Here is a 25,859-nt window from a genome sequence, read left to right as displayed (position 1 = left end):
CGCGGAGCCGCTCCTGACGGCTCCTGACGACTGGTGACGACTACTGACGCACTTGCACACACCGGGCCAGCATTCTGCGCGCCCGCTCCTGACATGTTTTGTCAGCAGTGATGACGGACGCCGCGCCCATGTCGGCGACGCAGCCTCGCGCGGGAGGGCCCATAATATGCAAATTCACGATTGGGAGAGTCAAGTTGCGTTTCGAACACCTGGTGGAGATCAATGACCCAGGCAACCCGGCGCTGGAGCCGTTGTCGGCCGACCAGCTCTGGCAAGGCCTTGTATTGCGGGCGGAATCGCCGGAACTCTTCATGCTGGGCCTCGACAGCGCGGAAATTGTCGACCGCGGCGACGGCTGGATCGAACGGGTGTTGCATTTTGGCAAGGCCCATGTGCGCGATCGCGTGGTGTACGAGCCGCGACAGGCCGTGCGCTACGAATCGGCCGCCACGGCCGAGCACGCAGGCGGCACGCTCGAAATGATCATCGAGACGCCCGCGCCCGGCGCGTTGCTGGTGCGCTTTATCTATCAGACGACCATGCCGGCGGTCGATGCCAGCGGTGACGACCGCTATGCCGAGATCGTCAAGTCCGCATACCACGAGGCCGATCTCGACACCGTGCGCAAGATCCGTGAAATCGCGCTGACGGGCAGGCTAGGGTGACGCGGCCGTCCACTGCGCCGGCACGTACCGGCAGCGGGGATGCGGCAGGCAGGGCGGACAGAAGCGGCGGGCCGGACGAGCCTGACGACAAGCCCGGCAAGCCCGGTGACAAGCGCGGCGGCCCCACGCGCGCGACGCTGCGCGCCCGCTATGGCGACCGCCTGCGCTGGCTGATTCTGGTGACGCTGATGCTCGGGACGATGTCGTCGATCATGTCGTCGACCATCGTCAACGTGGCCGTTCCCGATCTGAGCCGCCATTTCCATCTGGGACAGGAACGCGCCCAGTGGGTCGCCGCCAGTTTCATGATTGCCATGACGCTGTCGATGCTGCTGACGCCATGGCTGCTCAACCGCTACGGGCTGCGACGCACGTTTATCGGCTCGTTGCTGTTACTGGGCCTGGGCGGATTCGTCGGCGGGTTTTCTCCGACCTTCGGCGTGATGCTGGCCATGCGCGTGGCAGAAGGCATCGCCGCCGGCATCATGCAGCCGTTGCCCAATATCTTCATCCTGCGCGTGTTCGAGGAGCGCGAGCAGGGCAAGGCGTTGTCGCTGTTCGGCTTCGGCGTGGTGCTGGCGCCCGCCATCGGGCCCAGCGTGGGTGGTTTTCTGGTGGAAACCTTCGGCTGGCGCTCGATCTTTTTCGTCGTGGTGCCGTTGACGCTGATCGGCCTGTGGATGGGCCGGCGCTTCATGGCTGTGGATTCCGCGATGATGGGCGAGCGCAAGCCGCTGGACTGGCGTGGGCTGGCGCTGGTGGGCGTCGCCACGGTGAGTCTGCTCAACGGACTGGTCGCCATGCGCGAGAGCCTTGGCGAAGGGCTGGGCCTGGCCGCCTTCGGCGTGGCGATGCTGGTCGCCTTCGTTGCCTGGCAACTGCGCGCGGCCGATCCGCTGATGAACATGCGGCTTTACAGCTACCGACAGTTTGCCGCCGGCGCCGTGGTGGCATTCATCTACGGCGCGGGTTTGTTCGGATCCACCTACCTGCTGCCCGTCTACATGCAGACGGCGCTGTCTTATACGCCGTCGGCGGCCGGCATCGTGCTGATGCCCGCGGGCATCGCGCTCGCGCTCACGATTGCAGCGGCGGGGCGCCTGACCAGCCGGGTGCCGCCCCATCGACAGGTGTCGTTCGGCCTGGTGCTGCTGGCCGGGTCATTCCTGCTGATGGCGACCGTGTCGACGGTCACGCCCTATCTTCTGCTGGTGCTTTACGCGATCGTTGGCCGCATCGGCCTGGGTTGCATCCTGCCGTCGCTGACGCTGGGTTCGATGCGCGGCGTGGATTTTTCTCTGATCGCGCAGGGGTCTAGCTGCATCAACTTCCTGCGGCAGCTTGGCGGGGCGATTGGCGTGGGGCTGGCTGGCGTGGGTTTGCAGTGGCGGCTTGCCGAACATGGGGCAGTGCTCGGCACGGGCGGCGATGCGGCGGCCCAGGCCGCGCGCATTCACGCATTCGACGAGACGTTCCTGGCGGTCGGGCTGGTGATTGCCACCGCGATTCTGGCCGCGTGGCGCATTCGCCCGCGGCCGGTTCCGGCGGCCTGAGGATCAGCTGGCGCGACCTGCCAGCAGGTCGCCCACCAGCTCGATGTATTTCTGCTTGGCGTCGTCCTGGCTGGTGCCCTTGAGCGCTTCCCACGCTTCGAACTTGTAGCGGCCGACGAAATCAGTCATGCCCGGCTTGTCGCCGTGCGCGTCGCCCTCGGCGCCTTGCTTGTACAGCGCGTAAAGGCGCAGCAGCGTCATGTTGTTGGGGCGCTCGGTCAGGGTCTTGACGTCGATTTGAGCCTGGTCGAATTGGGCCTGCAGGTCGCTCATGGTGTCTCCGGGGTGGCAGTTTGTCGATAACAGTTGCGGATGATATAGGGCGGCGCCGTCCGTATCGGACAAAAAAATCCGAAGAAGCTCTCGGTCGGCGGCGCGCTGGCCTTTGCCGCGCGAGGCGTTTGGCGCGCACGGCCATCGCCAGTACAGCTTTGCGCGTGAGAGCGGATACAATCGCTGCCATGTCCTGGATTCTTGCTGTCGAGACCTCCACAGAGTGGTGTTCCGTTGCACTCGGGCGTGCCGTTTCCGGCGGCGCCGTCGAGTGTTTTTTCCGTCATGAGCATACTGGTGCGCGCTCGTCGTCGCGCGTGCTGCCTGCCGCCGGCGAGGTGCTGGCCGAAGCCGGCATTCGTCTGGCCGATTGCGCCGCGATCGCGTTTGGCGCGGGCCCCGGATCTTTCACCGGCCTGCGCACGGCGTGCGGCGTGGCACAGGGTCTGGCCTTCGGCGCGGACCTCCCTGTCATTCCCGTCAATGTCTTGATGGCCTGCGCCGAAAGTGCGCGCACCGCCACGCCCGGTCTGCCGGCCGGCGCGTCGGTGCTGGTCGGACTCGATGCGCGCATGGACGAAGTCTATGCCGCGGCGTTCCGCTGGGACGAAGGCCGCGGCGATTGGTCGATGGAAGGGGCGATGCATGTCGGCGCGCCCGAGGCAATTGTTGCGCCCGCCGGGCCTTACTGGCTGGCCGGCAATGCGGCAGCCGTGTTCGGCGAGCGCCTGGCGGTAGCCGCGCAGGCGGCGCGGATTCTGCCGGACGCGTTGCCCGACGCCCGCGCGATGGTGTCGATCGGCATGCGAGCGCTGGCGCGCGGCGAGACCATCGACGCGGCCCAGGCCATGCCGATCTACGTGCGCGATAAGGTCGCGCAGACCATCGTCGAGCGCGAAGCCGTCGCGGCGGCCAAGGCTGCAGCCGCCGCCACCGCGGCAAAGGCCATGGAAGCGGTCCCGGGCCGGGGAGATGTCGCGTGAGCGCCGCGCCGGAGCGATTCGCCAATACGCTGGCTTGGCCCGATGTGCCAGAGATGCCGACGATGGCGCCTGGCTGGCAACTGCATCAGATGAGTGCGCTGGATCTGCAAGCGGTGGCCGAGATCGAACAGCGTGCGTACAGCCATCCGTGGACGCGCGGCAATTTCGAGAACTCGCTCAAGGCGGGGCACTTCGGCCTGACGCTGCGCGATCCGGCGGCGGTGCTGGTCGGGTACGTCATGCTGATGCCGGTGGTTGACGAAATGCACCTGCTCAACATCACGGTCGATCCGGTCTACCAGCGGCAGGGCTATGGGCGCCTGTTGCTGGCCGTGGCGCTGGCCACGTCGCATGCGCAGCATCTGCATACCATGCTGCTGGAAGTGCGCCCGTCGAACACCGGCGCGCTTGCGCTGTATGCCGAAGCTGGATTCGTGGAAATCGGCCGACGCAAGCACTACTATCCGGCCACTGCAACGGGACGCGAAGACGCCCTGGTGCTGCGGCGCGTCTGGTCGGATGCCCATGAGGGAGATCCGGTATGAATCGCCGCGTCATGTTTCTGGAAGCGCTGGGCATCACGACCGAGTGGCTGCCGCGCGGGCTTAACGACGCGCAAGCCGATTCGCATGCCGATGCCGCGTCCGATCCGGAGCACGGCGTTGCGCCGCAAGCGGGCACGACCAGCGCCACGCCAGCGCGTGATCTTGCCGCACCCGCCATGGTCGAACAGTCCGCGCCGGCACAGCCCGCCACGGCCCATGCCGCAGGCGATGTCAGGACAAATCCAGTCGCCGACGCGATGGTCGATGCCAATGCCGCAGCCGCGGCGGCTCACGTGGCCGATGTAGCGCGGATGGCCGAAGCGTTTGATGCGCCTCCGCCGCTTGATTCCGCGCGCCCTGTCGCGCCGGCGCCGCGTCAATCCTCGCCGGCGCAGCAATCGCGCGAGGCCGCCATCGCGCAGATGCCGTGGACGGAACTGGCGCAGAGCGTGGCCGGTTGCACCGCTTGCGGCCTGTGCGAAACGCGCACGAATACCGTGTTCGGCGTCGGTGATATGAACGCCGAATGGATGCTCGTCGGCGAGGCGCCCGGCGAGAACGAGGATCTCCAGGGCGAGCCGTTCGTCGGCCAGGCCGGCAAGCTGCTCGACAACATGCTGGCTTCACTCGGCATGGCGCGCGGGCGCAATGTCTACATCGCCAACGTGCTCAAGTGCCGGCCGCCTGGCAATCGCAATCCCGAACCGGACGAGGTAGCGCAATGCGAGCCATACCTGAAGCGGCAAATTGCGCTGATCAAGCCGAAGGTGATCGTGGTGCTGGGCCGGTTTGCCGCGCAATCGCTGTTACGGTCCACCACGCCGATCGGCAAGCTGCGCGGCGCGGTGCACCAGTACGAAGGCATTCCGGTCGTGGTGACCTATCACCCGGCCTATCTGCTGCGCACGACGACCGACAAGGCGCGCGCGTGGGAAGACCTCTGTCTGGCGCGCGAGGTACATGAACGTGCGGGAGCTCAAGCCTGATCCTGTCCAGATGGCGTGCCCCGGCGGGCCACCAGCCACCGCCGGCGTAGCGCCTGCCGACGCGCCGCCGCTTTGGCGCAGCGCCGCGTCGCAACGCACGCGCGACCTGGCGTGGTGCTCGCTGTCGCCGCAGTTACTTTCCAGTCTGCCTCCCGGCGTGCAGCACGATGACGTGCGGCTGGCGCGTCTGCCAGCCGGCGTCGCCAGCGACTGGACCTCGTGGCTGGCCCATGCCGATCCCGCGACGTTGCCCGAGACCATTGCGGAACTGAGCGGCCATCCCGACCCCACCGCCAGCCGCAGCCTGCGGCTGGGCCGCCATGCCGAACGACTGCTGCATTTTGCGTTCACGCGGATGCCTGGCATCGAACTGCTGGCCGCCAATGTGCCGATCCGCCGCGCCAATGGCCACGGCGTGCAGACGCTGGGCGAACTGGACCTGATCTGGCGCGAGCCCGCTTCGCGCCAGATCGTGCACTGGGAAATGGCCGCGAAGTTCTACCTGATGGCCGATGCAGTGCCTGACCGGCGCGCGTTCGTCGGGCCGAATCTGGTCGATCGCCTCGGCGACAAGCTCGATCACATCCTCCATCGACAATTGCCGCTGGGCCGCACGGCCGAGGCGCGCGCAATGCTCGGGCACACCATCGACCGCAGCGAAATCTATCTGCTCGGCTGGTTGTTCTATCGCGACGGAGAGATCCCGGCCGGTCTCGATGCGCTGGGCATCGCGGCTGATCATCTGCACGGCTGGTGGTCGAACCTCGATGCCTGGATGGCGCGAGCAGCCGCTGCCGACGGCGCTGCGGTGCGGTGGTATCGGCTGCCGCGCGCGGACTGGCTGTCCGGCGCCCGGGTCGCGGAGTCGCAGACCGAATCGGCTGCATCGCTGCATGCGGCGTTGATACGCCGCTTCGCCGATCCCGAGCATGCGTGGCGGCGCGAATCGCCGGTGATGGTTTGCGAACTGGAGCCCGCCGACGAACCAGGCTTCTGGCAGGAGCGTTCGCGCGGATTCATCGTGCCGCAGGACTGGGAGGCGCGGGCGCGGCTGCGCACGCGCTGACTGGCCGGGACGGCGCCGCCGTCAAGAGGGTGTGAGCATGGGATAAGCGGCCAGCGCAGTGCGGCCGGTTGGCAATCGAGGCGGCACCGAGGCCGCCGGATGCCGCTGGCGGGCTAGTGGTGCTTGTCTTCGCCGATCATCGCCAGCGAGTTGTGGATTTTGACGTTGTGCTTGTGCAGTCGCATGACCAGCGCCATGGTGACGCAGATGAACAGGCCCAGCGCGACGATCACGAAGCCGATCGGAATGTTCAGCTTGATCATCAGTGCGTACAGGCACAGCATCAGCAGCACGGAAACATTCTCGTTGAAGTTTTGCACCGCAATCGAGTGGCCCGCCGACAGCAGCACGTGACCCCGGTGTTGCAGCAGCGCGTTCATCGGCACCACAAAATAGCCCGACATCGCACCGACGATCATCAGGAACACGTACGCGATGGCCATGTAGAGCGGCATGTGCATGCCCAGCACATCGAGCGTCACCGCGGGCATGGTGTCCTTGGTATAGAACGCCATCAGCATGACCGTGGCGCCCATCGCGACGCCGAATGGCAGCACCGACAGCGACTTGCGCAGCGGAATGCGCGCGGCGGCCATGATCGCGCCGACCGCCACGCCGACGGCCACCACGGCCTGCAGCAGTGCGCCTTGCGACAGATTCAGGCCAAGCGATTTTTCCGCCCACTTGAGGACGATGAACTGCAGCGTGGCGCCGACGCCCCAAAACAACGTGGTGACAGCTAGCGAGATCTGGCCCAGCTTGTCGCGCCACAGCGCGATGAAGCAGTCGCCGAATTCGGCAATCAGCTTGATCGGGTTCTTTTCCTGTTGCGGATAGCGGGCACCGGTATCGGGAATGAACAGGTTGAAGACCGAGGCGATGAAATAGAACAGCATGATCACCACCATCGCTGCTTCGGCCGGCGTGTTGATGCCCGTATCGATATAGGGCAGGTCGAAGCGCAGCAACAGCGACGAAATGTGCACGGAGATCAGCGCGCCGCCAACCACCGTACCCAGGATGATCGACCCGACCGTCAGGCCTTCGATCCAGCCGTTGGCCATCACGAGTTTTTCGGGCGGCAGCAATTCGGTCAGGATGCCGTACTTGGCCGGCGAGTAGGCCGCCGCGCCGAAGCCCACGATGCCGTAGGCCAATAACGGGTGCAACCCGAACATCATGATGGCGCACCCGACGATCTTGATCGCATTGGTGATCAACATCACCTTGCCCTTGGGCATCGAATCGGCGAAGGCCCCTACAAATGCCGCAAGCACCACATACGACAGCACGAAGAACAGCTTGAGCAGCGGTGTCATCCACTGCGGGGAGTGCAACTCGGTCAGAAGGGCAATGGCCGCGATGAGCAGGGCATTGTCGGCCAGCGACGAGAAGAACTGCGCGGCCATGATCGTGTAGAAACCCTTCTTCATACTGTCGACTTTGTCTCCATCGCGGATGTCCGTGTGGACGGGCAAAAGCGCGCCGGCGGGCAGCGTCGCGGCTTGCAGGGAACCTGCTGCGCCGGCCTTGTCAAACTGGGGCTGCTGCGCAACTTTCGCGCGCCTTGCGGCTTGCCTCGCCGTCATTGACATATTGCTTCTCTTTTAAAACATGGCCGGAGCGTCCGGCTTTATATCACGAAACTGCGACGATTCAGCACACTGGCAAACGCGGATTGGACACAATGTCGCTCAATGGATTCCCGGAATCTTCGCTTTAATGTGGTCAAATATCGCCTGCGAGAAAGTCGCCCGGACGATGCCGGCCGCCGGTTGTCCCAGATGCCCGCTACCGCACAGTCCGTGCCATCTCAACGCTCAAATTCTGCGGGTTGCCGACCGGGTCTTCCCTGATCTGGTGCAGCGCCGGGCGATCTCCCGCCAGGCAATCCGCCCAAGTCGTCATATTTCATGCCCAGACCCATTCACGCCGTCATCCACCAGCCCGCGCTGGCCAACAACCTTGAGGTGGTGCGCCGCCACGCGCCAAACGCCCGCGTCTGGGCGGTAGTCAAGGCCAACGCCTATGGGCACGGCATTCGCCGCGCGTTCGCCGGCCTCAAGGCTACGGACGGTTTCGGCCTGCTAGACCTCAGCGAAGCCGTGCTGCTGCGCGAGCTGGGATGGCAGGGCCCGATCCTGCTGCTGGAAGGATTTTTCGATCCGCAGGACATCGCGGTGATCGAGCAATACCGGCTGACCACGGCCGTGCACTGCGAAGAGCAACTGCGCATGCTTGAGCAGGCCCGGCCGAAGGGGCCGCTTGCGATCCAGCTCAAGCTCAATACAGGCATGAACCGGCTTGGCTTCCGTCCGGCGCAATATCGCGCTGCCTGGGAACGGGCCCGCACCATGTCCTGTGTGGGCAGTATCGTCCACATGACGCATTTCTCGGATGCGGATAGCCCGCGCGGCATCGCGCACCAGATAGAGGCGTTCGACGCCGCCACCGCGAATCTGCCGGGCGAAGCCAGCTTGTCGAACTCGGCGGCCGTGCTGTGGCATCCCGGGGCGCATCGCAACTGGGTGCGCCCGGGCGTGATCCTATACGGCGGCTCGCCCACGGGCCTGAGCGCCGATATCGAGCACACCGGGCTGCAGCCGGCCATGTCGCTGCACAGCGAACTGATTGCCATCCAGGATCTGCAGCCCGGCGATACCGTAGGCTACGGCTCGATGTTCACGGCCGAGCGCGCGATGCGAATCGGCGTGGTCGCGTGCGGCTATGCCGACGGCTATCCGCGTCACGCGCTGGGCTGGGGCGAGCGGCGCGCACCGGTGCTGGTCGATGGCGTGCGCACCGACCTCGTTGGTCGCGTGTCGATGGACATGATCTGTGTGGACCTCACGCCGTGCCCGAAGGCGAAGATCGGGTCGCCGGTCACGTTGTGGGGTCACGGCCTGCCGATCGATGACGTGGCTGCCGCGAGCGGCACGGTCGGTTACGAGCTGATGTGCGCATTGGCGCCGCGCGTGCCGACCACCGTCGCCACGCTGACCACGGCGGACGACGTCGCCCGCGCCTGATCCGCCTGACCCTCAAGCTGACCCGATCCCGCTCCCATTCCATGGCAAAAACCAAGACTGTCTATACCTGCACCGAGTGCGGCGGCACCGCGCCGCGCTGGGCTGGCCAGTGTCCCCAGTGCAATGCCTGGAACACGCTGGTCGAAACGGTGGCCGATACGGGCTCGTCGGCCGCGCGCCGCTTCCAGCCGCTCGCGGCGTCCGCGGTGGTGCGCAAGCTGTCCGAGATCGAGGCGGCCGATGTGCCGCGTTTCTCTTCCGGCATCGACGAATTCGACCGCGTGCTCGGCGGCGGCCTGGTCTCGGGCGGGGTGGTGCTGATCGGCGGCGATCCCGGCATCGGCAAGTCGACGCTGTTGCTGCAGGCGCTGGCAAACCTGTCGGCCTCGCGGCGCGTGCTGTATGTCAGCGGCGAGGAATCCGGCGCGCAGATCGCGCTGCGCGCGCAGCGCCTGGGCGTGGAAGCCGCCACGCTCGGCTTGCTGCCCGAAATCCAGCTCGAAAAGATCCAGGCCGCATTGGAATCGGACAAGCCCGAAGTGGCGGTGATCGACTCGATCCAGACGCTCTATTCCGATGCGCTCACGTCCGCGCCGGGGTCGGTGGCGCAGGTGCGCGAATGCGCGGCCCAACTGACGCGCATTGCCAAGAGCAGCGGCATCACGATCATCCTGGTCGGCCATGTCACCAAGGAAGGCAGCCTGGCCGGTCCGCGCGTGCTCGAACATATCGTCGATACCGTGCTGTATTTCGAGGGCGACACGCACTCGTCGCACCGACTGATCCGGGCCTTCAAGAACCGCTTCGGCGCGGTCAACGAACTTGGCGTGTTTGCGATGACCGAGCGCGGGCTGCGCGGCATCAGCAACCCGTCGGCATTGTTTCTGTCGCAGCATGAAGACCAGGTGGCGGGCTCATGCGTGCTGGTAACGCAGGAGGGCACGCGGCCGTTGCTGGTGGAAGTGCAGGCGCTGGTCGACACGGCCAACGTGCCCAATCCGCGCCGGCTGGCCGTGGGGCTGGAACAGAACCGACTGGCGATGCTGCTGGCGGTGCTGCATCGCCACGCCGGCATCGCGTGTTTCGACCAGGATGTTTTCCTGAATGCTGTGGGGGGCGTCAAAATCACGGAGCCCGCGGCCGACCTGGCCGTGCTGTTGTCGATCCACTCGTCGTTGCGCAACAAGCCGCTGCCGCGCGGTCTCGTGGTGTTTGGCGAAGTCGGCCTCGCGGGCGAAATCCGCCCCAGCCCGCGCGGCCAGGAGCGCCTCAAGGAAGCCGCCAAGCTGGGCTTCACGATCGCCGTTATCCCGAAGGCCAACGCGCCCAAGCAGGCGATCGAAGGCCTGCAGGTGATCGCGGTGGATCGGCTCGAACACGCGATCGACCGCGTGCGCAATCTGGACTAGCGCCGACGCCGGCCTTTCGGACTTCGCGCGATGCGTCGCGCAGATTCAGAGGGTGCGGCAATCCGCCACGGCGACAGGTGTGGCGGATTGTTTCGACACTGCCATCGCCGCACGAAAAATCGGTAATAATTCGCGTCGATGCAATCCTTGCCCATGGACCCATGCAAGCCAATTCCCGTGCCTACTTCCTGCTGATCGCCGTCGTCTCGTTTGCGATGCTCGGCGCAGCGCTCTATATGCAGTATGTCGAGGGCCTGCAGCCGTGCCCGCTCTGCATCATGCAACGCTTCGCGTTCCTGGGCATCGGCATCTTTGCGCTGCTGGCGGCGATCGCGCAGAACACGCGCACGCTGTGGCAAGGGCTGGGCATGCTGTCCGGCGTGGCCGGCATTGCGGTGGCGGGCTACCACGTGTCGCTGCTGCTCAACCCCAAGGCGTCGTGCGGAATCGATCCGCTGGAAAACTGGGTCAACGCGCTGCCCACCGCCAAGCTGCTGCCGCAGGTGTTCTACGCGGACGGCCTGTGCACGGCGCCGCTTCCGCCGCTGTTTGGTCTGTCGATCCCGGCCTGGTCGCTGATCTGGCTCGTGATCCTGACCTTCACGCTCGCCATCGGCCTGATCCGGCGCGAGAAACACTATCGCTGAACCGCGCTGCAATAAAAAAATGGCTGACACTTCGATGTCAGCCATTTTGTTTTCAGCGCAGTCTCACGCAATCTGTTCGATCTGTTCCTGCAGTTCCAGCCATCGCTCTTCCAACTGATCGAGTTCGCTGGTGACTTCGCCCTGGCGCTTGAGCATTTCCATCAGCCGGGTCTTGTTGGCGTCTTCGTAGCTGGCCGAGTCGGCCATGAAGGCGTCGATTGCGGTCTTGTCGGCTTGCAGCGTCGCCATGCGTTTTTCCACCTTTTCCAGTTCGCGGGTCAGCGGCTTGCGTAGCACGGAAAGCCGTTGGCGTTCGTCTGCCTCGGCGCGGCGCTGGTCCTTGCGGTTGACTGCCGGCGCCGACATATCGGCGGCGTGCGCGGCGGTGGCGGCGTTGCGCTTGGCGGCGGCCTGTTGCAGCAGCCAGTCGCGATAGTCGTCCAGGTCGCCGTCGAACGGACGGATGGTGCCGTCAGCCACCAGCATGAACTGGTCCGACGTGGCGCGCAGCAGATGCCGGTCGTGCGACACCAGGATCAGCGTGCCTTCGAACTGTGCCAGCGCCATGGTCAGTGCCTCGCGCGTGTCCAGGTCCAGGTGGTTGGTCGGCTCGTCCAGCAGCAGCAGATTCGGTTTTTGCCAGACGATCAGCGACAACGCCAGCCGGGCCTTTTCGCCGCCAGAGAACGGCTCGATCGGCGAAGTCGCCATATCGCCGCGGAAGTTGAAGCTGCCCAGGAAATCGCGCAGTTCCTGCTCGCGCACGTCCGGTGCCAGCCGTGCCAGATGCTGCAACGGCGAATCGTGATCGCGCAGTGTTTCCAACTGGTGCTGGGCAAAGTAGCCGATGACCAGTCCTTTGCCGAGCCGCACGGTGCCGTTGAGCGGCGGCTGGGTGCCGGCCAGCGTTTTCACCAGCGTCGACTTGCCCTGGCCGTTGGCGCCCAGCAGACCGATGCGCTGCCCGTTCTGGATCGAGAGCGCAAGATTGTGCAGGATGGTGACGGGCGGATCGGCTTCCGCGTAGCCGCAGTCCACGCCATCGAGCACCATCATCGGATTGGGCGCCGAATCGGGCTCGCGGAACTCGAACGCGAAGCCGGCCGCCACATGCACCGGCGCCAGCCGTTCCATTTTCTCCAGCGCCTTGACGCGGCTCTGCGCCTGGCGCGCCTTGGTGGCCTTGGCCTTGAAGCGCGTGATGAACGATTCCAGATGCGCGATTTCCTTCTGCTGGCGCGAATACGCGGCCTGCTGCTGGGCCATCTGTTGCAGCCGCATGGTTTCGAACTGCGTGTAGTTGCCGCCGTAGCGCTTCAGTTGCTGGTTTTCGATGTGCACCGTGACGTTGCAGATGGCATCGAGAAATTCGCGATCGTGAGAAATCATCACCAGCGTGCCTGGATAGCGCGCCAGCCAGTCTTCCAGCCAGACGATTGCATCGAGATCCAGGTGATTGGTCGGCTCGTCCAGCAGCAACAGATCGGACGGGCACATCAGCGCCTGCGCCAGGTTCAGGCGCATGCGCCAGCCGCCCGAAAACGATGCCACCGGCTGCGACACCTGCGGCAGCGTGAAGCCCAGGCCCAGCAGCAGCGCCTCGGCGCGAGCCGCAGCGGTGTAGCCGTCGGCATCGGCATAGGCCGCATGGGCTTCGCCTTCGGCCGAACCGTCGCCGCTGGCTTGCGCGGCGGCAATGCGGGCCTCGATCTCGCGCAGCCGCGTGTCGCCGTCGATCACATAGTCCACCGCGGTGCGGCCCACCGCCGGGGTCTCCTGCGCCACATGCGCGATGCGCCATTGCGCGGGCACGAACAGGTCGCCGCCATCCGGATGCAGTTCACCGCGCAGCATCGAAAACAACGTCGATTTGCCGCTGCCATTGGCGCCGACAAGGCCCACGCGCTCGCCGGGGTTGAGCGTCACGCTGGTGTGGTCGAACAGCACTTTGGTGCCGCGCTGGAGGACAAGCTGGTCGATTCGTATCACGGAGGAAGGCTTGAAGCTGGAAGACGCCGATTGTTCGGCAGGCCGGCATTGTAGCGCGCCGCTGGCGTGGCAAGGCCTTGCACGGCCCGCCCGGCATGTTCGCGTCCATGTCTTCAGGGATTTCCCCTAAATGGGCACTTTTCGGGTTTCAGGCACATGAATTGCGTGTAAATTTATTTACATAAATTGACGCACTGCGAAAGTGCCTTTTCATCGCCGTTTCCTGGAAATGGTGCCGAAGTGGTGCAACGCATTTTTCCGAACCCACGCTCCGAGCTGCCCCGCATGTCAAACGGCCAGTCGATTTCCGAACGCATTGCACGCGCCTTGCCCACGCTGACGCCGGCGCATCAGCGCATGGCGAACTACGTGCTGGACAACCTGTTCCGCGCGGCCACGATGCGGATCGACGAATTTGCCACGGCCGTCGATGTATCGGTGGCCACGGCTAATCGGTTTGCCAAGGCGCTCGGGTTCGACGGCTATCCGCAATTCCGCGCCGAACTGGTGCGCGGCTTCGAGGCGACGCTGGCGCCCGTGGAACGCCTGCGCGACGAACTGGCGCGTCCGACCACCGTGGCCGAAGTCTTTGCGGCGTCGCTGGACGAGGGCGCCCGCAATCTGGAGTCGACGCGCCGCAGCCTTGACCCGGAATCGATCGAACGCGCGGTCGACGCGATCCTGAGCGCGCAGCGTGTGTACGTGATGGGCTTTGGCGCCAGCGGTTTTCTGGCGGGTCTGATGCAGCACGGACTGGAGATGCATTGCCATATGGTGACGTCGGTTTCCACCGTCGGCGGCGCCTCGCACGCGGCGCGCCAGCTGTTCAAACTGACTGCGCAAGATCTGGTGGTGGTGATTGCCTTTCCGCGCTACGTTACCGATTCGTTGATGCTGGCACAGCGCGTGAAGGACCACGGCGGCCGTTTGCTGGCGTTGACCGATGGTCCGACGTCGCCGCTGGCACCGCTGGCCGATATCGCGCTGTACGCGAACGCGGGCAACCGGCTGTCTGCCAATTCCGATGCCACGGTGCTGGCGTTGATCGAAGCGCTGTGCGGCGCGGTGGCCTATCGCTCGGCGCGCTCGGTGAAGGCCGCCGCCGCAATGACCGAGTTCCTGCTGCCGTGGCTGTACGGCGCGCCCGGTGCGCGCGACGGCCGCGCGGCGCCGAAATCATCCGACTGAATCTGACTGAATCTGACTGAAGTAGAAGGATCTATGCCCCAAGCTGTTATCGCCATTCACGGCGGCGCCGGAACGATTACCCGTGCGGCCATGGACGCGCGGCGCGAGCGCGAATACACCGCCGCGCTGGAGCAGGTGCTGCAAAGCGGCCAGCGCGTGCTGGCCGAGGGCGGCAGCGCGCTCGACGCCGTGACCGAAGCCGTGCGCCTTCTCGAGGACTGCCCGCTGTTCAATGCCGGCAAGGGCGCGGTGCTGACGCACGCCGGCACCTATGAGCTCGATGCCGCGGTGATGGACGGGGCGACGCGCAACGCCGGTGCGGTGGCCTGCGTCAAGCGCCTGCGTAATCCGGTGCTGGCCGCGCGCGCGGTGCTAGAGCACAGCGAGCACGTGCTGTTTGCCGCCGAAGGCGCCGAAGCGTTTGCCCAGGCGCAGGGACTGGAACTGGTGTCGCCCGACTACTACTTCACACAGGCGCGCCACGACCAATGGCAGCGCGCCCAGGCCGGCACTGGCATGGCGCTGCTCGATCACGACGCCGCCGCGCTGGCGGCCAAAGGCGCCGATCCGCTCGACGCCGACAAGAAGTTCGGCACGGTCGGCGCGGTCGCGTGCGATGCCAATGGCAATCTTGCCGCCGCGACATCGACGGGCGGCGTCACCAACAAGCAGGTGGGACGTGTTGGCGACACCCCGGTGATCGGCGCGGGCTGCTACGCCGACGACATCGCGGCGGTCTCGGCCACCGGCACCGGCGAGATGTTCATTCGCACCGTTGCGGCGTTCGACGTATCGGCGCAAATGCGCTACGCGGGTTTGTCGCTGGAGGAATCGGCGCGCCGCGTGGTGATGGAAAAACTCGTGGCGATCCATGGCCGTGGTGGGCTGATCGCTGTCGACCGGGACGGCAACGTCTCGCTGCCGTTCAACACCGAAGGCATGTATCGCGGCGTGGCCCGCGTCGGCGAACCGGTCAACGTCTGGATTTACGGCTGATATGGCGACTACTGTTTCAAGGCAAGGCATCGTGCTGCCCCCCGAGCGGGTGGTGGCGGTAGACAATCTCACCGTGCGCTTCGCCACGTCCGAGCGCACGGTCGAAGCCGTACGCGACCTCTCGTTCCACATCGATCGCGGCGAGACGCTCGCGGTGGTTGGCGAATCGGGATCGGGCAAGTCGGTCACGTCGCTGGCGTTGATGCGGCTGGTGGAGCATGGCGGCGGCAAGCTCGCCAGCGGCAGCATGCTGCTGCGCCGTCGCGGCGGCGAAGTGCTCGATCTGGCCAAGGCAGGCGAATCGACCTTGCGTACGGTGCGCGGCGCCGACATCGCGATGATCTTCCAGGAGCCGATGACATCGCTGAATCCGGTATTTCCGGTCGGCGAGCAGATCGCGGAATCGATCCGCCTGCATCAGGGCAAGAACAACGCGGCGGCGCGCGCCGAGGCGCTGCGCATGCTCGAACTGGTACGCATCCCCGAGGCACGTCGCGTGCTGGACCGCTATCCGCACCAGTTGTCCGGCGGCATGCGTCAGCGTGTGATGATTGCCATGGCGCTGTCGTGCAAGCCGGCGCTGTTGATCGCCGATGAACCGACCACCGCGCTGGATGTCACGATCCAGGCCGAAATCCTGCAGTTGATCCGCAACCTGCAGGCCGAAATGGACATGGGCGTGGTCTTCATTACGCACGACATGGGCGTGGTGGCCGAGGTAGCCGATCGCGTGCTGGTGATGTATCGCGGCGAGAAAGTCGAGGAGGGCACCTCCGACGACGTGTTCCACGCGCCGGCCCACCCCTATACGCGCGCGCTGCTGTCGGCCGTGCCCAAGCTGGGCGCGATGTCGGGCACCGATCTGCCGGCGCGCTTTCCGCTGGTGCAAATGCGTGACGGCGCGGCGCCGGTCGTGGAGCTGCCGCAGGACACCGTGCCGGCGGGCGCCGAACCGATCCTGCGCGTGCGCGATCTGGTGACGCGATTCGATGTGCCGGGCGGCCTGTTCGGCAAGGTCACGCGTCGCGTACATGCGGTGGAGCGGGTCAGCTTCGATCTCTATCCCGGCGAGACGCTTGCGCTGGTGGGCGAATCGGGCTGCGGCAAATCGACTACGGGCCGCTCGCTGCTGCGTCTGGTCGACGCGCAAAGCGGCACCATCGAGTTCGCCGGTCAGAACATCAGCAAGATGCAAGGCCCGGCGCTGCAGGCGCTGCGCCGCAATATCCAGTTCATCTTCCAGGACCCGTTCGCATCGCTCGATCCGCGCGTGCCGGTCGGTTATTCGATCATGGAGCCGTTGCTGGTGCACAAGGTGGCCAGCGGCAAGGACGCCGAGGCGCGCGTCGCATGGCTGCTCGAAAAAGTCGGCCTTACCGCCGCGCATGCCTCGCGCTATCCGCACGAGTTCTCTGGCGGCCAGCGCCAGCGCATCTGCATTGCGCGCGCGCTCGCGCTGAATCCGAAGGTGGTGGTGGCCGACGAATCGGTGTCCGCGCTCGACGTGTCGATCCAGGCGCAGATCGTCAACCTGATGCTCGATCTGCAGCGCGAACTCGGCGTGGCATTCCTGTTCATCTCGCACGACATGGCGGTGGTGGAGCGCGTCAGCCATCGCGTGGCGGTGATGTACCTGGGCCAAATCGTCGAGATCGGCCCGCGCCGCGCGATCTTCGAGAATCCGCAGCACCCGTACACCCGCAAGCTGATGTCGGCGGTGCCGATCGCCGATCCGGCGCGCCGCCATCTGAAGCGCGAACCGTTGTCCGATGAAATCCCGAGCCCGATCCGCGCGGTCGGCGACGAGCCCGTGGTGCAGCCGCTGGTGGCCGTCGCGGGCAGCGGTGCGCATGGCCATTACGTGGCGCGGCACGCCGTCGGCGGCGCCTACTGATCGATCCGTTTTTGTACCGAAGTACTGAAGTCCCTGTATTCCCTGAGAGGAGAAGAGATGTCCAAGGTTTCTTTCCGGCTGATGGCCGGTGCTGCCGCAGTAGGCGCCGTCGGCATGCTGGCCGCCGCGCCGGCGTTTGCCGCCAAGGATGCGGTGATGGCGGTGTATTCCACCTTCACCACGCTTGATCCGTACGATGCCAACGATACGCTGTCGCAAGCGGCGACCAAGTCGTTCTATCAAGGCCTGTTCGGCTTCGACAAGGATCTGAAGCTGGTCAACGTGCTGGCAGAGAGCTATGAAGTGAGCAAGGACGGCCTGGTCTACACGTTCAAGCTCAAGAAGAACATCAAGTTCCACGACGGCACCACCTTCGATGCCACGGCCGTCAAGGCCAACTTCGACCGCGTGACCGATCCCGCCAACAAGCTCAAGCGCTACACGCTGTTCAACCGCGTGGCCAAGACCGAGGTGGTGGACCCGTACACCGCCCGCGTGACGCTCAAGGAGCCGTTCTCGCCGTTCATCAACGTGCTGGCCCACCCGTCGGCCGTGATGATCAGCCCCACGGCGCTCAAGAAGTACGGCAAGGAAATCGCGTTCCATCCGGTCGGCACCGGCCCGTTCGAGTTCGTCGAGTGGAAGCAGACCGACTACCTGAAGGGCAAGAAATTTGCCGGCTACTGGAAGACCGGCTATCCGAAGATCGACACCATCACGTGGAAGCCGGTGGTCGACAACAACACGCGTTCGGCCGTGATGCAGACCGGCGAAGCGGACTTCGCGTTCAGCATTCCGTTCGAGCAGGCCGCCGTGCTCAAGGCGAGCCCGAAGGTCGACATGATCGACTCGCCTTCGATCATCCAGCGCTACCTGTCGTTCAACACGATGGTCAAGCCGTTCAACGACCCGAAGGTGCGTCAGGCGATCAACTATGCGATCAACAAGGAAGCGCTGACCAAGGTGGCGTTCGCCGGTCATGCGGTGCCGGCCGAAGGCGTGGTGCCGCCGGGCGTCGACTACGCCGAAAAGCTCGGCCCGTGGCCGTACAACCCGGCCAAGGCGCGCGAACTGCTCAAGGAAGCCGGTTATCCGAACGGGTTCGAGACCACGCTGTGGTCGGCCTATAACCACACCACCGCGCAAAAGGTGATCCAGTTCGTGCAGCAGCAGCTGCAGCAGGTTGGCATCAAGGCGCAGGTCCAGGCGCTCGAAGCCGGCCAGCGCGTGGAGCGCGTGGAAAGCGTGCAGAAGCCCGAGGACGCCGGCGTGCGCATGTATTACGTCGGCTGGTCGTCGTCGACCGGTGAATCGGACTGGGCGCTTCGTCCGCTGCTGGCGTCGGAATCGATGCCGCCCAAGCTGCTGAACACGGCCTACTACAAGAACGATCAGGTCGACGCCGACATCGCCGGCGCGCTGCGCACCACTGATCGCGGCGAAAAGGCCAAGCTCTACAAGGACGCGCAGGAACGCATCTGGAAGGATGCGCCGTGGGCCTTCCTGGTGACCGAGAAGATCCTGTACGCGCGTTCGAAGCGGCTCACCGGCGCCTATGTGATGCCGGACGGCTCGTTCAACTTCGACGAGATCGACATCAAGCAGTAAGCGTGTGTCGCATGCCGCGCTGCGCAAACAAGGCGCGACGCGGTGCCGCTGCCACGGCCGCGCAGGCCGTGGTGGCAACTAGCACTCAGGCAGTGCCATAACAAGCTGTTCAACGATGCGGTAAGCCGTGAGGCCGCCTGCCCGTGTACGCGGGGTGAAAGGGTGGGCGGCCGCCGGTCTCAATTTCTGGTTTTCTGGTGTCAGGATGCTGAATTACTTCCTCAAACGATTTCTGGGCGTAATACCGACGATGCTGATCGTGGCAGTGTTGGTGTTTCTGTTCGTCCATCTGCTGCCTGGCGATCCGGCGCGGCTGGCCGCGGGCCCGGAAGCCGATTCGGCCACTGTCGAGCTGGTGCGCAAGGACCTTGGGCTCGATTTGCCGATGCACGAGCAGTTCGTGCGCTATTTCTCGAACGCGCTGCGGGGGGATTTCGGCATATCGCTGCGCAGCAAGCGCCCGGTTTCCGACGAGATCGGCGAGCGCTTCCTGCCTACGCTCTACCTGACGATTACCTCGATGGTGTGGGCCGTGGTATTCGGCATGGCGGTCGGCATCAGTTCGGCCGTGTGGCGCAACCAATGGCCCGACCGCCTGGGCATGACGCTGGCCGTGTCGGGCATTTCGTTTCCCGCCTTCGCGCTGGGCATGCTGCTGATGGAAGTGTTTTCGGTGCAACTGGGCTGGCTGCCGTCGATCGGCGCCGATAGCTGGAAGCACTACATCCTGCCGTCGCTGACGCTTGGCGCGGCGGTGGCCGCGGTGATGGCGCGTTTCACGCGCGCGTCGTTCATCGAAGTCCTGCAGGAGGATTTCGTGCGCACCGCGCGCGCCAAGGGCGTGCGCGAAACCGTGGTGGTGATCAAGCACACGCTGCGCAACGCGATGATTCCCGTGGTCACGATGATGGGCCTGCAGTTCGGCTTCTTGCTGGGCGGCTCGATCCTGGTCGAGAAAGTGTTCAACTGGCCCGGCCTGGGCCGGCTGCTGGTGGACGCCGTGGAAATGCGCGACTACCCCGTCATCCAGGCTGAAGTGCTGCTGTTTTCGCTCGAATTCATTCTGATCAACCTGGTCGTGGACATGCTCTACACGGTGATCAACCCAACCATCCGCTACAAGTAAGGAGGCCGACATGTCCGAGCTTTCCACGTCTGCCGCCGTTGCATCGAACCCGGTCCCCGAAGCGGTGCGCACCCCCTGGACCGAATTCTGGCGCAAGTTCCGCAAGCAGCATCTGGCGCTGGGCGCCGGCGCGTTCGTGCTGGTGCTGGTGGTCATCGCGATCCTGGCGCCGTATATCGCGCCGTACGATGCGGAGAATTTTTTCGACTACGACGCGCTGAACGCCGGGCCGTCGATGGCGCACTGGATGGGCGTCGATTCGCTGGGCCGCGACATCTTCAGCCGCATTCTCGCCGGCACGCGCATTTCGCTGGCTGCCGGCTTTTTCTCGGTCATCATCGGCGCCATCATCGGCACTGTGATGGGCCTGCTGGCCGGCTACTACGAAGGCTGGTGGGACCGCATCGTCACGCGCGTCTGCGACGTGCTGTTCGCGTTTCCCGGCATTCTGCTGGCGATCGCCATCGTGGCGATTCTCGGCAACGGCATGGTCAACGTGATCTTTGCCGTAGCGGTGTTCAGCATTCCCGCGTTTGCGCGGCTGGTGCGCGGCAACACGCTGATGCTCAAGCGCCTGACCTATGTGGAAGCGGCACGCAGCATCGGCGCGTCCGACTGGACGATCCTGATGCGGCATATCCTGCCAGGTACGGTGTCGTCGATCGTTGTGTATTTCTCGATGCGGATCGGCACGTCGATCATCACCGCGGCGGGGCTGTCGTTCCTCGGTCTGGGCGCGCAGCCGCCCACGCCCGAGTGGGGCGCGATGCTCAACGAGGCGCGCGCCGACATGGTCACCGCGCCGCACGTGGCGATTTTTCCCAGCCTTGCGATCTTCCTGACGGTGCTCGCGTTCAATCTGCTCGGCGATGGCCTGCGCGACGCGCTGGACCCGAAGATCGACCGCCGCTGAGCCATGCCTGACACGTCCCATGCGCGCATCGCGCCGCCTGCACCGTTTGTCGGCAGTCTGCCTGCCGGCGCGCGCGATGCGATCACCGATGTGCCCGGCGTCACGGTGGGCCATTGCACGCTTGCCGAAGGCGCCTGCCAGACCGGCGTCACGGTGATCCGCCCGCACCCGGGCAATGTCTATGTCGACAAGACGCCCGCCGCCGCCGCCGTGATCAACGGCTTCGGCAAGAGCATCGGGCTGGTGCAGGTCGATGAACTTGGCGTGCTCGAGACGCCGATCGCGCTTACCAATACCTTTTCGGTGGGCGCTGTCGCGCAGGCACAGATCCGCGCTGCGATTGCCGACAATCCCGACATCGGCCGCGCATGGCCCACCGTCAATCCGCTGGTGTTCGAATGCAATGACGGCTATCTGAACGATATCCAGGCCATGGCGGTGCAAGCCCAGCACTATGACGCCGCACTGGGCGCCGCGGCAGCGCAGTTCGCGCAAGGCGCGGTCGGTGCCGGACGCGGCATGTCGTCGTTCGGTCTGAAAGGCGGCATTGGCAGCGCGTCGCGTGTCGCCGGCGGCCATACCGTTGGCGCGCTGGTGCTGGCCAATTTCGGCACGCCGGAATCGCTGGTGTTTGCCGGCCGGCCGTTGGGCGATGCGCTCGCCGCGCGCCTGCAGCAGGAAAAATCGCCCGAGAAGGGCTCAATCATCATGATCGTGGCCACCGACGCGCCGCTCGATGCGCGGCAACTGCGTCGCCTGGCGATGCGCGCCGGCGCCGGCCTGGCACGGACCGGGTCGGTCTACGGGCATGGCTCGGGCGATATCGCGCTGGCCTTCTCGACGGCCTATACCGTTCCGCATCGCGCCGAAACGCCGATGCCCGCTGTGGCGATGGTGCATGAAGCGCGGATCGATCCGCTGTTCCGTGCCGTGGCCGACTGCGTCGAACAAGCCATCGTCAGTGCGCTGTGGCACGCCGAAACCGTCCATGGCCGCGATGGCCATTTCCGCCGCGCGCTGCGCGAGACGTTGCAAGACCTGATCGCATGAAGATTCTGATTTCCGCCGATATCGAAGGCGTGGCCGGCGTATTCCACACCGAACAGACGCGCGCCGGCAACGGCGAATATGAACGCGCCCGCGCATGGATGACCGCCGAGGCCAACGCGGCCGTGCAGGGCGCGTTCGCGGGCGGCGCCACGGCCGTGCTGGTCAACGATTCGCATGGCGGCTTTCGCAACCTGCTGCCCGACCAGATCGATCCGCGCGCGCAGCTGGTGCTGGGCAAGCCGCGCTACCTGAGCATGATGGCCGGCGTCGAGCAGGACTGTGACGGCGTGTTCATGATCGGCTACCACAGCCGTGCGCAGAGCCGCGGCGTGCTGGCGCATACGATCAACAGCAGCGCCTTCGCGCGGGTCTGGTTCAATGGGCTCGAATTGGGCGAGGCCGGCATCTACGCGGCGCTGGCCGGCGAGTTCGACGTGCCGGTGCTGATGGCCAGCGGCGACGACGTCTTCATCGCCGAGACCCAGCCGCTGATGCCCTGGGTGCGCTTCGTGCAGACCAAGACGGCTGGCGGGCAGGGCAGTGGCACCACGCTGTCGCCAGGGGCCGCGCGCGAGGCGATTGCCGCCGCCGCGCAGGCCGTGACGCGCGAGGCGATCGCTCATCCGCAGGCGCGCTGCCTGGAGCTGGCCGGACCGGTGACGTGCCGATTGCAGACGCAGACCACCGCGCATGCCGACCTGTTCTGCCAATGGCCCACCTTCGAACGTGTGGACGGCGTCACGCTGTCGTTTGTCGCGCCCAGCGTGCAGGCCGCCGTGCGGATGCTGAACTGCTGCTCGGCGATGTCTTTCATGCTCAAGTGATCGGCGTGGCGCCTGCGCGGAAATGCGCGGAGCCGAAGGGATTCGCCCAGATCGGTGCTGCAAGATAACGGCGTGCCGATCCGCGCGGGAAAACGGCAAGATGACCAAACAGTGGGACAATACCGGCCGTTTTCCCATTTGCCACGCCGATGACTTCACCCATGCACGGGAGCTGGATTCCCGTTCGCAAGGACTTTGCCGATCCGTCGACCACACGCTGCCATGCGCGCAGTGCCAAGGGTGGGCGGCATCATGGCTTCCCCGAAGGCCACGCATGGATCCTGCGCGGCCCGGACGGCCACGAGTATCCGTTCGGCCTGGAATGCGCGCGGGCCGCGCTGGCGGTGCCGGGCATGCTCGACCAGATTCCCGACTATACCGAGCGCGACGCCATCCATCGCCTCGACGCCGCGCTCGCGCCGCTGCCGCGCCGCAAGCCGACCGCCGCGGAACTGGAACTGGAGCGTCGCAACGCGGCTACGCGCTATGTCGTGCTGCGCATGGAAAAGGTCGCATCGGTGCCGCGCGTGCAGCCGACGGTGCGCTTTGCCGCGCTCGACGACCTCTACCAGCAGATCGCCGCTGGGCGTCCGTTGACGCAGGCACAAGCGCAGCGCGTGCTGGCGATCGAACGCAGTCCCGCCACGCCGCCCAAGCTCAAGAGCGTCAACCTGCTCGATGTCTACACCGCGCACGTCAAGCTCGAGTGGCTGATTGCCGCATCGAACCGCGTGGATCGCATACGTTTTCTGCGCAGCCTGCATGACTGGCTGGCCAGACATCTGGTGTTATCCGCCGCGCAGATCGAAGCGGCTGGCATCGTCATGCATCCGCATGCATTCCGTTCCGCATGGCCTGACGAAGACGGCGCGGCCGAACGTTTCTAGCGCCGTCTGGCAATCCGGGGGCGAATGGCGTTACATTGACGGCATCCCCACTCGGCCCCGGTCCAACGTCCCGCCATGGCTGCCAGTCCGAAGGTTCGTTCCGCGCGGTATTTCGCCCGCAGCTATGCCGAAGCGCGGCAAAAATTTCTCGATGCCGCGCACGCGTGCGGCGCTTCCCTGACCGAATTTCCACATCCCACCGAGACCGGCCGCGATGGCGAAACGCTGGCGATGGATGTCGCATGGCTTGGCGATGCGCAGGCGCAGCGCGTGGTGCTGGTGACATCGGGCACGCACGGCGCCGAGGGGTTTTGCGGATCCGGCGCGCAGGTGGCGATGCTCGACGACACCGCGCTGCATGCGGACTGCCGGCGCGCCGGCGTGGCGCTGATGCTGGTGCACGCGGTCAATCCCTATGGTTTCTCGCATCTGCGGCGCGTCAACGAGGACAACGTCGACCTGAACCGCAACTTCATGGATTTCGATCGGCCGCTGCCGCTCAATCCGGCCTATGCGGAAGTGGCGCCGCTGTTGCTGCCATCGCAATGGCCGCCGTCGTGCGACGAGCACACCGCGCTGATGACGGCCGTGGCGCGCAAAGGGATGCCGTGGTATCAGGCCGCGGTCAGCGCCGGGCAATATCAGGATCCGCACGGCATGTTCTTCGGCGGGCAGAAGGCCACGTGGAGCAACTACACGCTGCGCCGCGTGCTGGCGCGCTTCGGCGCGGGCCGCAGCGCGTTGCGCTGGATCGACGTGCATACCGGGCTGGGTCCCTGGGGCTACGGCGAGCCAATCTATATGGGCCCGGACGACAACGCGCATCTGGCGCGCGCCCGTACGATCTGGGGCGCCAGCGTGACCTCGATCTATGACGGCTCGTCGTCATCGGCCAATCTGACCGGACTGGCGTGGCTGGCCGTGCCGCAGACGTTGCCGTCGATCGACTACGCCGGCATCGCGCTCGAATTCGGCACGTTGCCGCTGTCGGAAGTACTCGATGCATTGCGCGGCGACCACTGGCTGCACGTGCATCCCGAGGCCGACGAGAATCAGCGCGCGCTGATCAAGGACGCGGTGTGGCGTGCGTTCTATGGCGACGCCGACGATTGGCGCGAAGGCGTGGTGACGCAGGTGACCGATGCCGTGCGCAAGGCGCTGACGTCATAGCGGCGATGTGGTTCAGGCGCCTGTGATTCGGCCATTGATGGGCGCGCTGCGCTCGACTCACGCATCCGCGCCGCTTTCCTCGATCAACCATTGGCGGAAGGCGCGCGCCGCCGCCGGCTCGGCACGGTCGCGCGGCCACACGGCGTAATAGCCGCCGCCCAGCGACGCGCTGGCGTCGCACGCGCGCACCAGCAGTCCGGCCGCCACGCAGCGGTCGATCATGTGTTCCCACCCCAGTACGATGCCCTGGCCTTCGATGGCCATCTGCACCAGCACCGGATAGGTATTGGCCACGAGTTCGCGCTCGAAGCGCGTTTCACGCAGGCCGTTTCGTGCAAACCATGCAGGCCACGACATCCAGATGCGCTGGGCGTCTTCCAGTACCAGCAGCGACTCCCTGGGCAGGTCGGCGACGGCGAGCCGCCTGCCGGCCAGGTAGGACGGCGCACAGACCGGATACACCTCTTCGTCGTACAGGCGGCGCGCGGCCATGCCGCTCGGCGCGCCTTCGCGCAGGTAATACAGGCCGATATCGAAATCGGTGTCCGACAGCGACGCCAGGCTGTCGTTGACCACCAGCCGCACATGAAAATCGGGATGCCGCGCGCGAAACGCGGCCAACCGCGGCGTCAGCCACAGCACGGCGACGCCCGACGAACAGGCCACGGTCAATTCGACCTGGCCCTTGCGCTTCATGACGTCCTCGGTGGCTTGCGCACAACTGACCAGCAGGCGTTGCACCTGCTCGGCGTATTGCTGGCCGCTGACGGTCAGCCGCAACGCGCGCGGTTCGCGGATAAACAGTTTCTTGCCGAGAAAGCGCTCGAGCTGCGCCACCTGGCGACTGATCGCGCTTTGCGTGAGATGGAGTTCGGCGGCGGCGCGCGTGAAGCTGCCGTGCCGCATCGCCGATTCGAAGGCGACCAGGCAGGCAAGCGGCGGGAGCGGGGAAATGCGCATGGGGCAGGCGTCATCAATGGCGAGGTTGCTGCCAATGATAGACGCAAGCCCCATGCCATCGGGGCGCGACGGCTTCTAAGGTGTGCCCGCGAAGCGCG

Annotated in this window: 24 protein-coding genes; 19 read left to right on the top strand and 5 right to left on the bottom strand. The window is 65.6% G+C overall.

Annotation, left to right across the window (positions count from 1 at the left end):
- Positions 1-194 precede the first annotated feature (194 nt).
- Complete coding sequence (locus tag F7R19_RS02420; RefSeq protein ID WP_061959396.1) at positions 195-665, top strand: SRPBCC family protein; 471 nt, start codon at positions 195-197, stop codon at positions 663-665.
- Positions 662-2,218, top strand: a complete 1,557-nt coding sequence (locus F7R19_RS02415) for a DHA2 family efflux MFS transporter permease subunit (RefSeq protein WP_150979245.1) — start codon at positions 662-664, stop codon at positions 2,216-2,218. The genes F7R19_RS02420 and F7R19_RS02415 overlap by 4 nt, the downstream gene beginning before the upstream one ends.
- 3 nt (positions 2,219-2,221) lie before the next feature.
- On the opposite strand, the gene F7R19_RS02410 is transcribed toward F7R19_RS02415, so the two are convergent.
- Positions 2,222-2,491: an acyl-CoA-binding protein gene (locus F7R19_RS02410; protein ID WP_061959398.1), complete on the bottom strand. Its 270-nt coding sequence runs from the start codon at positions 2,489-2,491 to the stop codon at positions 2,222-2,224.
- Between the two features lie 188 nt (positions 2,492-2,679).
- Between F7R19_RS02410 and tsaB the strand changes: the two genes are divergently transcribed.
- Genes tsaB through F7R19_RS02390 form a run of 4 tightly spaced genes read left to right on the top strand, consistent with a single transcriptional unit; the run spans position 2,680 to position 6,071 of the window.
- Positions 2,680-3,474 (top strand): tRNA (adenosine(37)-N6)-threonylcarbamoyltransferase complex dimerization subunit type 1 TsaB, encoded by a 795-nt coding sequence (gene tsaB, locus F7R19_RS02405; protein WP_150979244.1) that lies wholly within the window; start codon positions 2,680-2,682, stop codon positions 3,472-3,474.
- A gap of 53 nt (positions 3,475-3,527) precedes the next feature.
- Positions 3,528-4,019 carry a ribosomal protein S18-alanine N-acetyltransferase gene (rimI, locus tag F7R19_RS02400; RefSeq protein WP_150979297.1) on the top strand — a complete coding sequence of 164 codons (492 nt, stop codon included), beginning with the start codon at positions 3,528-3,530 and terminating at the stop codon, positions 4,017-4,019.
- The gene (locus F7R19_RS02395) at positions 4,016-5,005 is read left to right on the top strand and encodes a uracil-DNA glycosylase (protein WP_150979243.1); all 990 of its coding nucleotides are present in this window, start codon (positions 4,016-4,018) and stop codon (positions 5,003-5,005) included. Before rimI ends, F7R19_RS02395 begins: the two co-directional genes overlap by 4 nt.
- Positions 4,980-6,071: a DUF1853 family protein gene (locus tag F7R19_RS02390; protein ID WP_150979242.1), complete on the top strand. Its 1,092-nt coding sequence runs from the start codon at positions 4,980-4,982 to the stop codon at positions 6,069-6,071. Before F7R19_RS02395 ends, F7R19_RS02390 begins: the two co-directional genes overlap by 26 nt.
- Before the next feature lie 113 nt (positions 6,072-6,184).
- Here F7R19_RS02390 and lplT read toward each other — a convergent pair whose 3' ends face one another.
- Positions 6,185-7,504: a lysophospholipid transporter LplT gene (gene lplT / locus F7R19_RS02385; protein ID WP_061959413.1), complete on the bottom strand. Its 1,320-nt coding sequence runs from the start codon at positions 7,502-7,504 to the stop codon at positions 6,185-6,187.
- Positions 7,505-7,984: 480 nt separating this feature from the next.
- Here lplT and alr point away from each other — a divergent pair, with 480 nt between their 5' ends.
- From alr to F7R19_RS02370, 3 genes are all read left to right on the top strand, one after another.
- Positions 7,985-9,100 carry an alanine racemase gene (gene alr / locus F7R19_RS02380; RefSeq protein WP_061959402.1) on the top strand — a complete coding sequence of 372 codons (1,116 nt, stop codon included), beginning with the start codon at positions 7,985-7,987 and terminating at the stop codon, positions 9,098-9,100.
- Between the two features lie 41 nt (positions 9,101-9,141).
- The gene (gene radA, locus F7R19_RS02375) at positions 9,142-10,509 is read left to right on the top strand and encodes a DNA repair protein RadA (protein ID WP_150979241.1); all 1,368 of its coding nucleotides are present in this window, start codon (positions 9,142-9,144) and stop codon (positions 10,507-10,509) included.
- Positions 10,510-10,670: 161 nt separating this feature from the next.
- The gene (locus tag F7R19_RS02370; RefSeq protein ID WP_061959404.1) at positions 10,671-11,156 is read left to right on the top strand and encodes a disulfide bond formation protein B; all 486 of its coding nucleotides are present in this window, start codon (positions 10,671-10,673) and stop codon (positions 11,154-11,156) included.
- 63 nt (positions 11,157-11,219) lie between these two features.
- On the opposite strand, the gene F7R19_RS02365 is transcribed toward F7R19_RS02370, so the two are convergent.
- Complete coding sequence (locus tag F7R19_RS02365) at positions 11,220-13,145, bottom strand: ATP-binding cassette domain-containing protein (RefSeq protein ID WP_061959405.1); 1,926 nt, start codon at positions 13,143-13,145, stop codon at positions 11,220-11,222.
- Between the two features lie 285 nt (positions 13,146-13,430).
- Between F7R19_RS02365 and F7R19_RS02360 the strand changes: the two genes are divergently transcribed.
- The 8 genes from F7R19_RS02360 to F7R19_RS02325 all read left to right on the top strand — a co-directional run bounded on the left by F7R19_RS02360 (position 13,431) and on the right by F7R19_RS02325 (position 22,744).
- The gene (locus F7R19_RS02360) at positions 13,431-14,333 is read left to right on the top strand and encodes a MurR/RpiR family transcriptional regulator (RefSeq protein WP_061959406.1); all 903 of its coding nucleotides are present in this window, start codon (positions 13,431-13,433) and stop codon (positions 14,331-14,333) included.
- A 33-nt stretch (positions 14,334-14,366) separates the two neighbouring features.
- Positions 14,367-15,329: an isoaspartyl peptidase/L-asparaginase family protein gene (locus F7R19_RS02355; RefSeq protein WP_061959407.1), complete on the top strand. Its 963-nt coding sequence runs from the start codon at positions 14,367-14,369 to the stop codon at positions 15,327-15,329.
- A gap of 1 nt (position 15,330) precedes the next feature.
- Positions 15,331-17,223, top strand: a complete 1,893-nt coding sequence (locus F7R19_RS02350; protein WP_150979240.1) for a dipeptide ABC transporter ATP-binding protein — start codon at positions 15,331-15,333, stop codon at positions 17,221-17,223.
- 57 nt (positions 17,224-17,280) lie between these two features.
- Positions 17,281-18,831: a glutathione ABC transporter substrate-binding protein GsiB gene (gene gsiB, locus F7R19_RS02345; protein WP_061959409.1), complete on the top strand. Its 1,551-nt coding sequence runs from the start codon at positions 17,281-17,283 to the stop codon at positions 18,829-18,831.
- Between the two features lie 205 nt (positions 18,832-19,036).
- Positions 19,037-19,957, top strand: a complete 921-nt coding sequence (gene gsiC, locus F7R19_RS02340; protein WP_061959410.1) for a glutathione ABC transporter permease GsiC — start codon at positions 19,037-19,039, stop codon at positions 19,955-19,957.
- Positions 19,958-19,967: 10 nt separating this feature from the next.
- Positions 19,968-20,870, top strand: coding sequence for a glutathione ABC transporter permease GsiD (gene gsiD / locus F7R19_RS02335; protein ID WP_061959411.1), 903 nt, complete (start codon positions 19,968-19,970; stop codon positions 20,868-20,870).
- A gap of 3 nt (positions 20,871-20,873) precedes the next feature.
- The gene (locus F7R19_RS02330; RefSeq protein WP_150979239.1) at positions 20,874-21,920 is read left to right on the top strand and encodes a DmpA family aminopeptidase; all 1,047 of its coding nucleotides are present in this window, start codon (positions 20,874-20,876) and stop codon (positions 21,918-21,920) included.
- Positions 21,917-22,744 (top strand): M55 family metallopeptidase, encoded by an 828-nt coding sequence (locus F7R19_RS02325; RefSeq protein WP_150979238.1) that lies wholly within the window; start codon positions 21,917-21,919, stop codon positions 22,742-22,744. The genes F7R19_RS02330 and F7R19_RS02325 overlap by 4 nt, the downstream gene beginning before the upstream one ends.
- On the opposite strand, the gene F7R19_RS29645 is transcribed toward F7R19_RS02325, so the two are convergent.
- Complete coding sequence (locus F7R19_RS29645) at positions 22,737-22,907, bottom strand: hypothetical protein (protein ID WP_157779602.1); 171 nt, start codon at positions 22,905-22,907, stop codon at positions 22,737-22,739. The genes F7R19_RS02325 and F7R19_RS29645 overlap by 8 nt on opposite strands.
- On the opposite strand from F7R19_RS29645, the gene F7R19_RS02320 reads away from it, so the two are divergent.
- Positions 22,894-23,631 carry a hypothetical protein gene (locus tag F7R19_RS02320; RefSeq protein WP_061959416.1) on the top strand — a complete coding sequence of 246 codons (738 nt, stop codon included), beginning with the start codon at positions 22,894-22,896 and terminating at the stop codon, positions 23,629-23,631. The two genes, F7R19_RS29645 and F7R19_RS02320, sit on opposite strands and share 14 nt — an antisense overlap.
- 75 nt (positions 23,632-23,706) lie before the next feature.
- Entirely contained in the window at positions 23,707-24,801 is a 1,095-nt protein-coding gene (locus F7R19_RS02315; RefSeq protein WP_150979237.1) for a M14 family metallopeptidase, read from the top strand.
- A gap of 57 nt (positions 24,802-24,858) precedes the next feature.
- On the opposite strand, the gene F7R19_RS02310 is transcribed toward F7R19_RS02315, so the two are convergent.
- On the bottom strand, positions 24,859-25,761 hold the full coding sequence (locus F7R19_RS02310; RefSeq protein WP_150979236.1) for a LysR substrate-binding domain-containing protein: 903 nt from the start codon (positions 25,759-25,761) through the stop codon (positions 24,859-24,861).
- Positions 25,762-25,859 lie beyond the last annotated feature (98 nt).

Source organism: Cupriavidus pauculus (genome assembly GCF_008801835.1).
Classification (GTDB): domain Bacteria; phylum Pseudomonadota; class Gammaproteobacteria; order Burkholderiales; family Burkholderiaceae; genus Cupriavidus; species Cupriavidus pauculus.
The sequence above is the reverse complement of the archived record's forward strand: the minus strand, read 5'-3'. Positions and strand labels throughout refer to the sequence as shown.

What these genes read in the sequence shown, in the direction of transcription:
- F7R19_RS02410 (WP_061959398.1), bottom strand. Translation starts at nt 2,491, where the DNA reads ATGAGCGACCTGCAGGCCCAATTCGACCAGGCTCAAATCGACGTCAAG.
- tsaB (WP_150979244.1), top strand. Translation starts at nt 2,680, where the DNA reads ATGTCCTGGATTCTTGCTGTCGAGACCTCCACAGAGTGGTGTTCCGTT.
- rimI (WP_150979297.1), top strand. Translation starts at nt 3,528, where the DNA reads ATGCCGACGATGGCGCCTGGCTGGCAACTGCATCAGATGAGTGCGCTG.
- F7R19_RS02395 (WP_150979243.1), top strand. Translation starts at nt 4,016, where the DNA reads ATGAATCGCCGCGTCATGTTTCTGGAAGCGCTGGGCATCACGACCGAG.
- F7R19_RS02390 (WP_150979242.1), top strand. Translation starts at nt 4,980, where the DNA reads ATGAACGTGCGGGAGCTCAAGCCTGATCCTGTCCAGATGGCGTGCCCC.
- lplT (WP_061959413.1), bottom strand. Translation starts at nt 7,504, where the DNA reads ATGAAGAAGGGTTTCTACACGATCATGGCCGCGCAGTTCTTCTCGTCG.
- alr (WP_061959402.1), top strand. Translation starts at nt 7,985, where the DNA reads ATGCCCAGACCCATTCACGCCGTCATCCACCAGCCCGCGCTGGCCAAC.
- radA (WP_150979241.1), top strand. Translation starts at nt 9,142, where the DNA reads ATGGCAAAAACCAAGACTGTCTATACCTGCACCGAGTGCGGCGGCACC.
- F7R19_RS02370 (WP_061959404.1), top strand. Translation starts at nt 10,671, where the DNA reads ATGCAAGCCAATTCCCGTGCCTACTTCCTGCTGATCGCCGTCGTCTCG.
- F7R19_RS02360 (WP_061959406.1), top strand. Translation starts at nt 13,431, where the DNA reads ATGTCAAACGGCCAGTCGATTTCCGAACGCATTGCACGCGCCTTGCCC.
- F7R19_RS02355 (WP_061959407.1), top strand. Translation starts at nt 14,367, where the DNA reads ATGCCCCAAGCTGTTATCGCCATTCACGGCGGCGCCGGAACGATTACC.
- F7R19_RS02350 (WP_150979240.1), top strand. Translation starts at nt 15,331, where the DNA reads ATGGCGACTACTGTTTCAAGGCAAGGCATCGTGCTGCCCCCCGAGCGG.
- gsiB (WP_061959409.1), top strand. Translation starts at nt 17,281, where the DNA reads ATGTCCAAGGTTTCTTTCCGGCTGATGGCCGGTGCTGCCGCAGTAGGC.
- gsiC (WP_061959410.1), top strand. Translation starts at nt 19,037, where the DNA reads ATGCTGAATTACTTCCTCAAACGATTTCTGGGCGTAATACCGACGATG.
- gsiD (WP_061959411.1), top strand. Translation starts at nt 19,968, where the DNA reads ATGTCCGAGCTTTCCACGTCTGCCGCCGTTGCATCGAACCCGGTCCCC.
- F7R19_RS02330 (WP_150979239.1), top strand. Translation starts at nt 20,874, where the DNA reads ATGCCTGACACGTCCCATGCGCGCATCGCGCCGCCTGCACCGTTTGTC.
- F7R19_RS02325 (WP_150979238.1), top strand. Translation starts at nt 21,917, where the DNA reads ATGAAGATTCTGATTTCCGCCGATATCGAAGGCGTGGCCGGCGTATTC.
- F7R19_RS02320 (WP_061959416.1), top strand. Translation starts at nt 22,894, where the DNA reads ATGACTTCACCCATGCACGGGAGCTGGATTCCCGTTCGCAAGGACTTT.
- F7R19_RS29645 (WP_157779602.1), bottom strand. Translation starts at nt 22,907, where the DNA reads ATGGGTGAAGTCATCGGCGTGGCAAATGGGAAAACGGCCGGTATTGTC.
- F7R19_RS02315 (WP_150979237.1), top strand. Translation starts at nt 23,707, where the DNA reads ATGGCTGCCAGTCCGAAGGTTCGTTCCGCGCGGTATTTCGCCCGCAGC.
- F7R19_RS02310 (WP_150979236.1), bottom strand. Translation starts at nt 25,761, where the DNA reads ATGCGCATTTCCCCGCTCCCGCCGCTTGCCTGCCTGGTCGCCTTCGAA.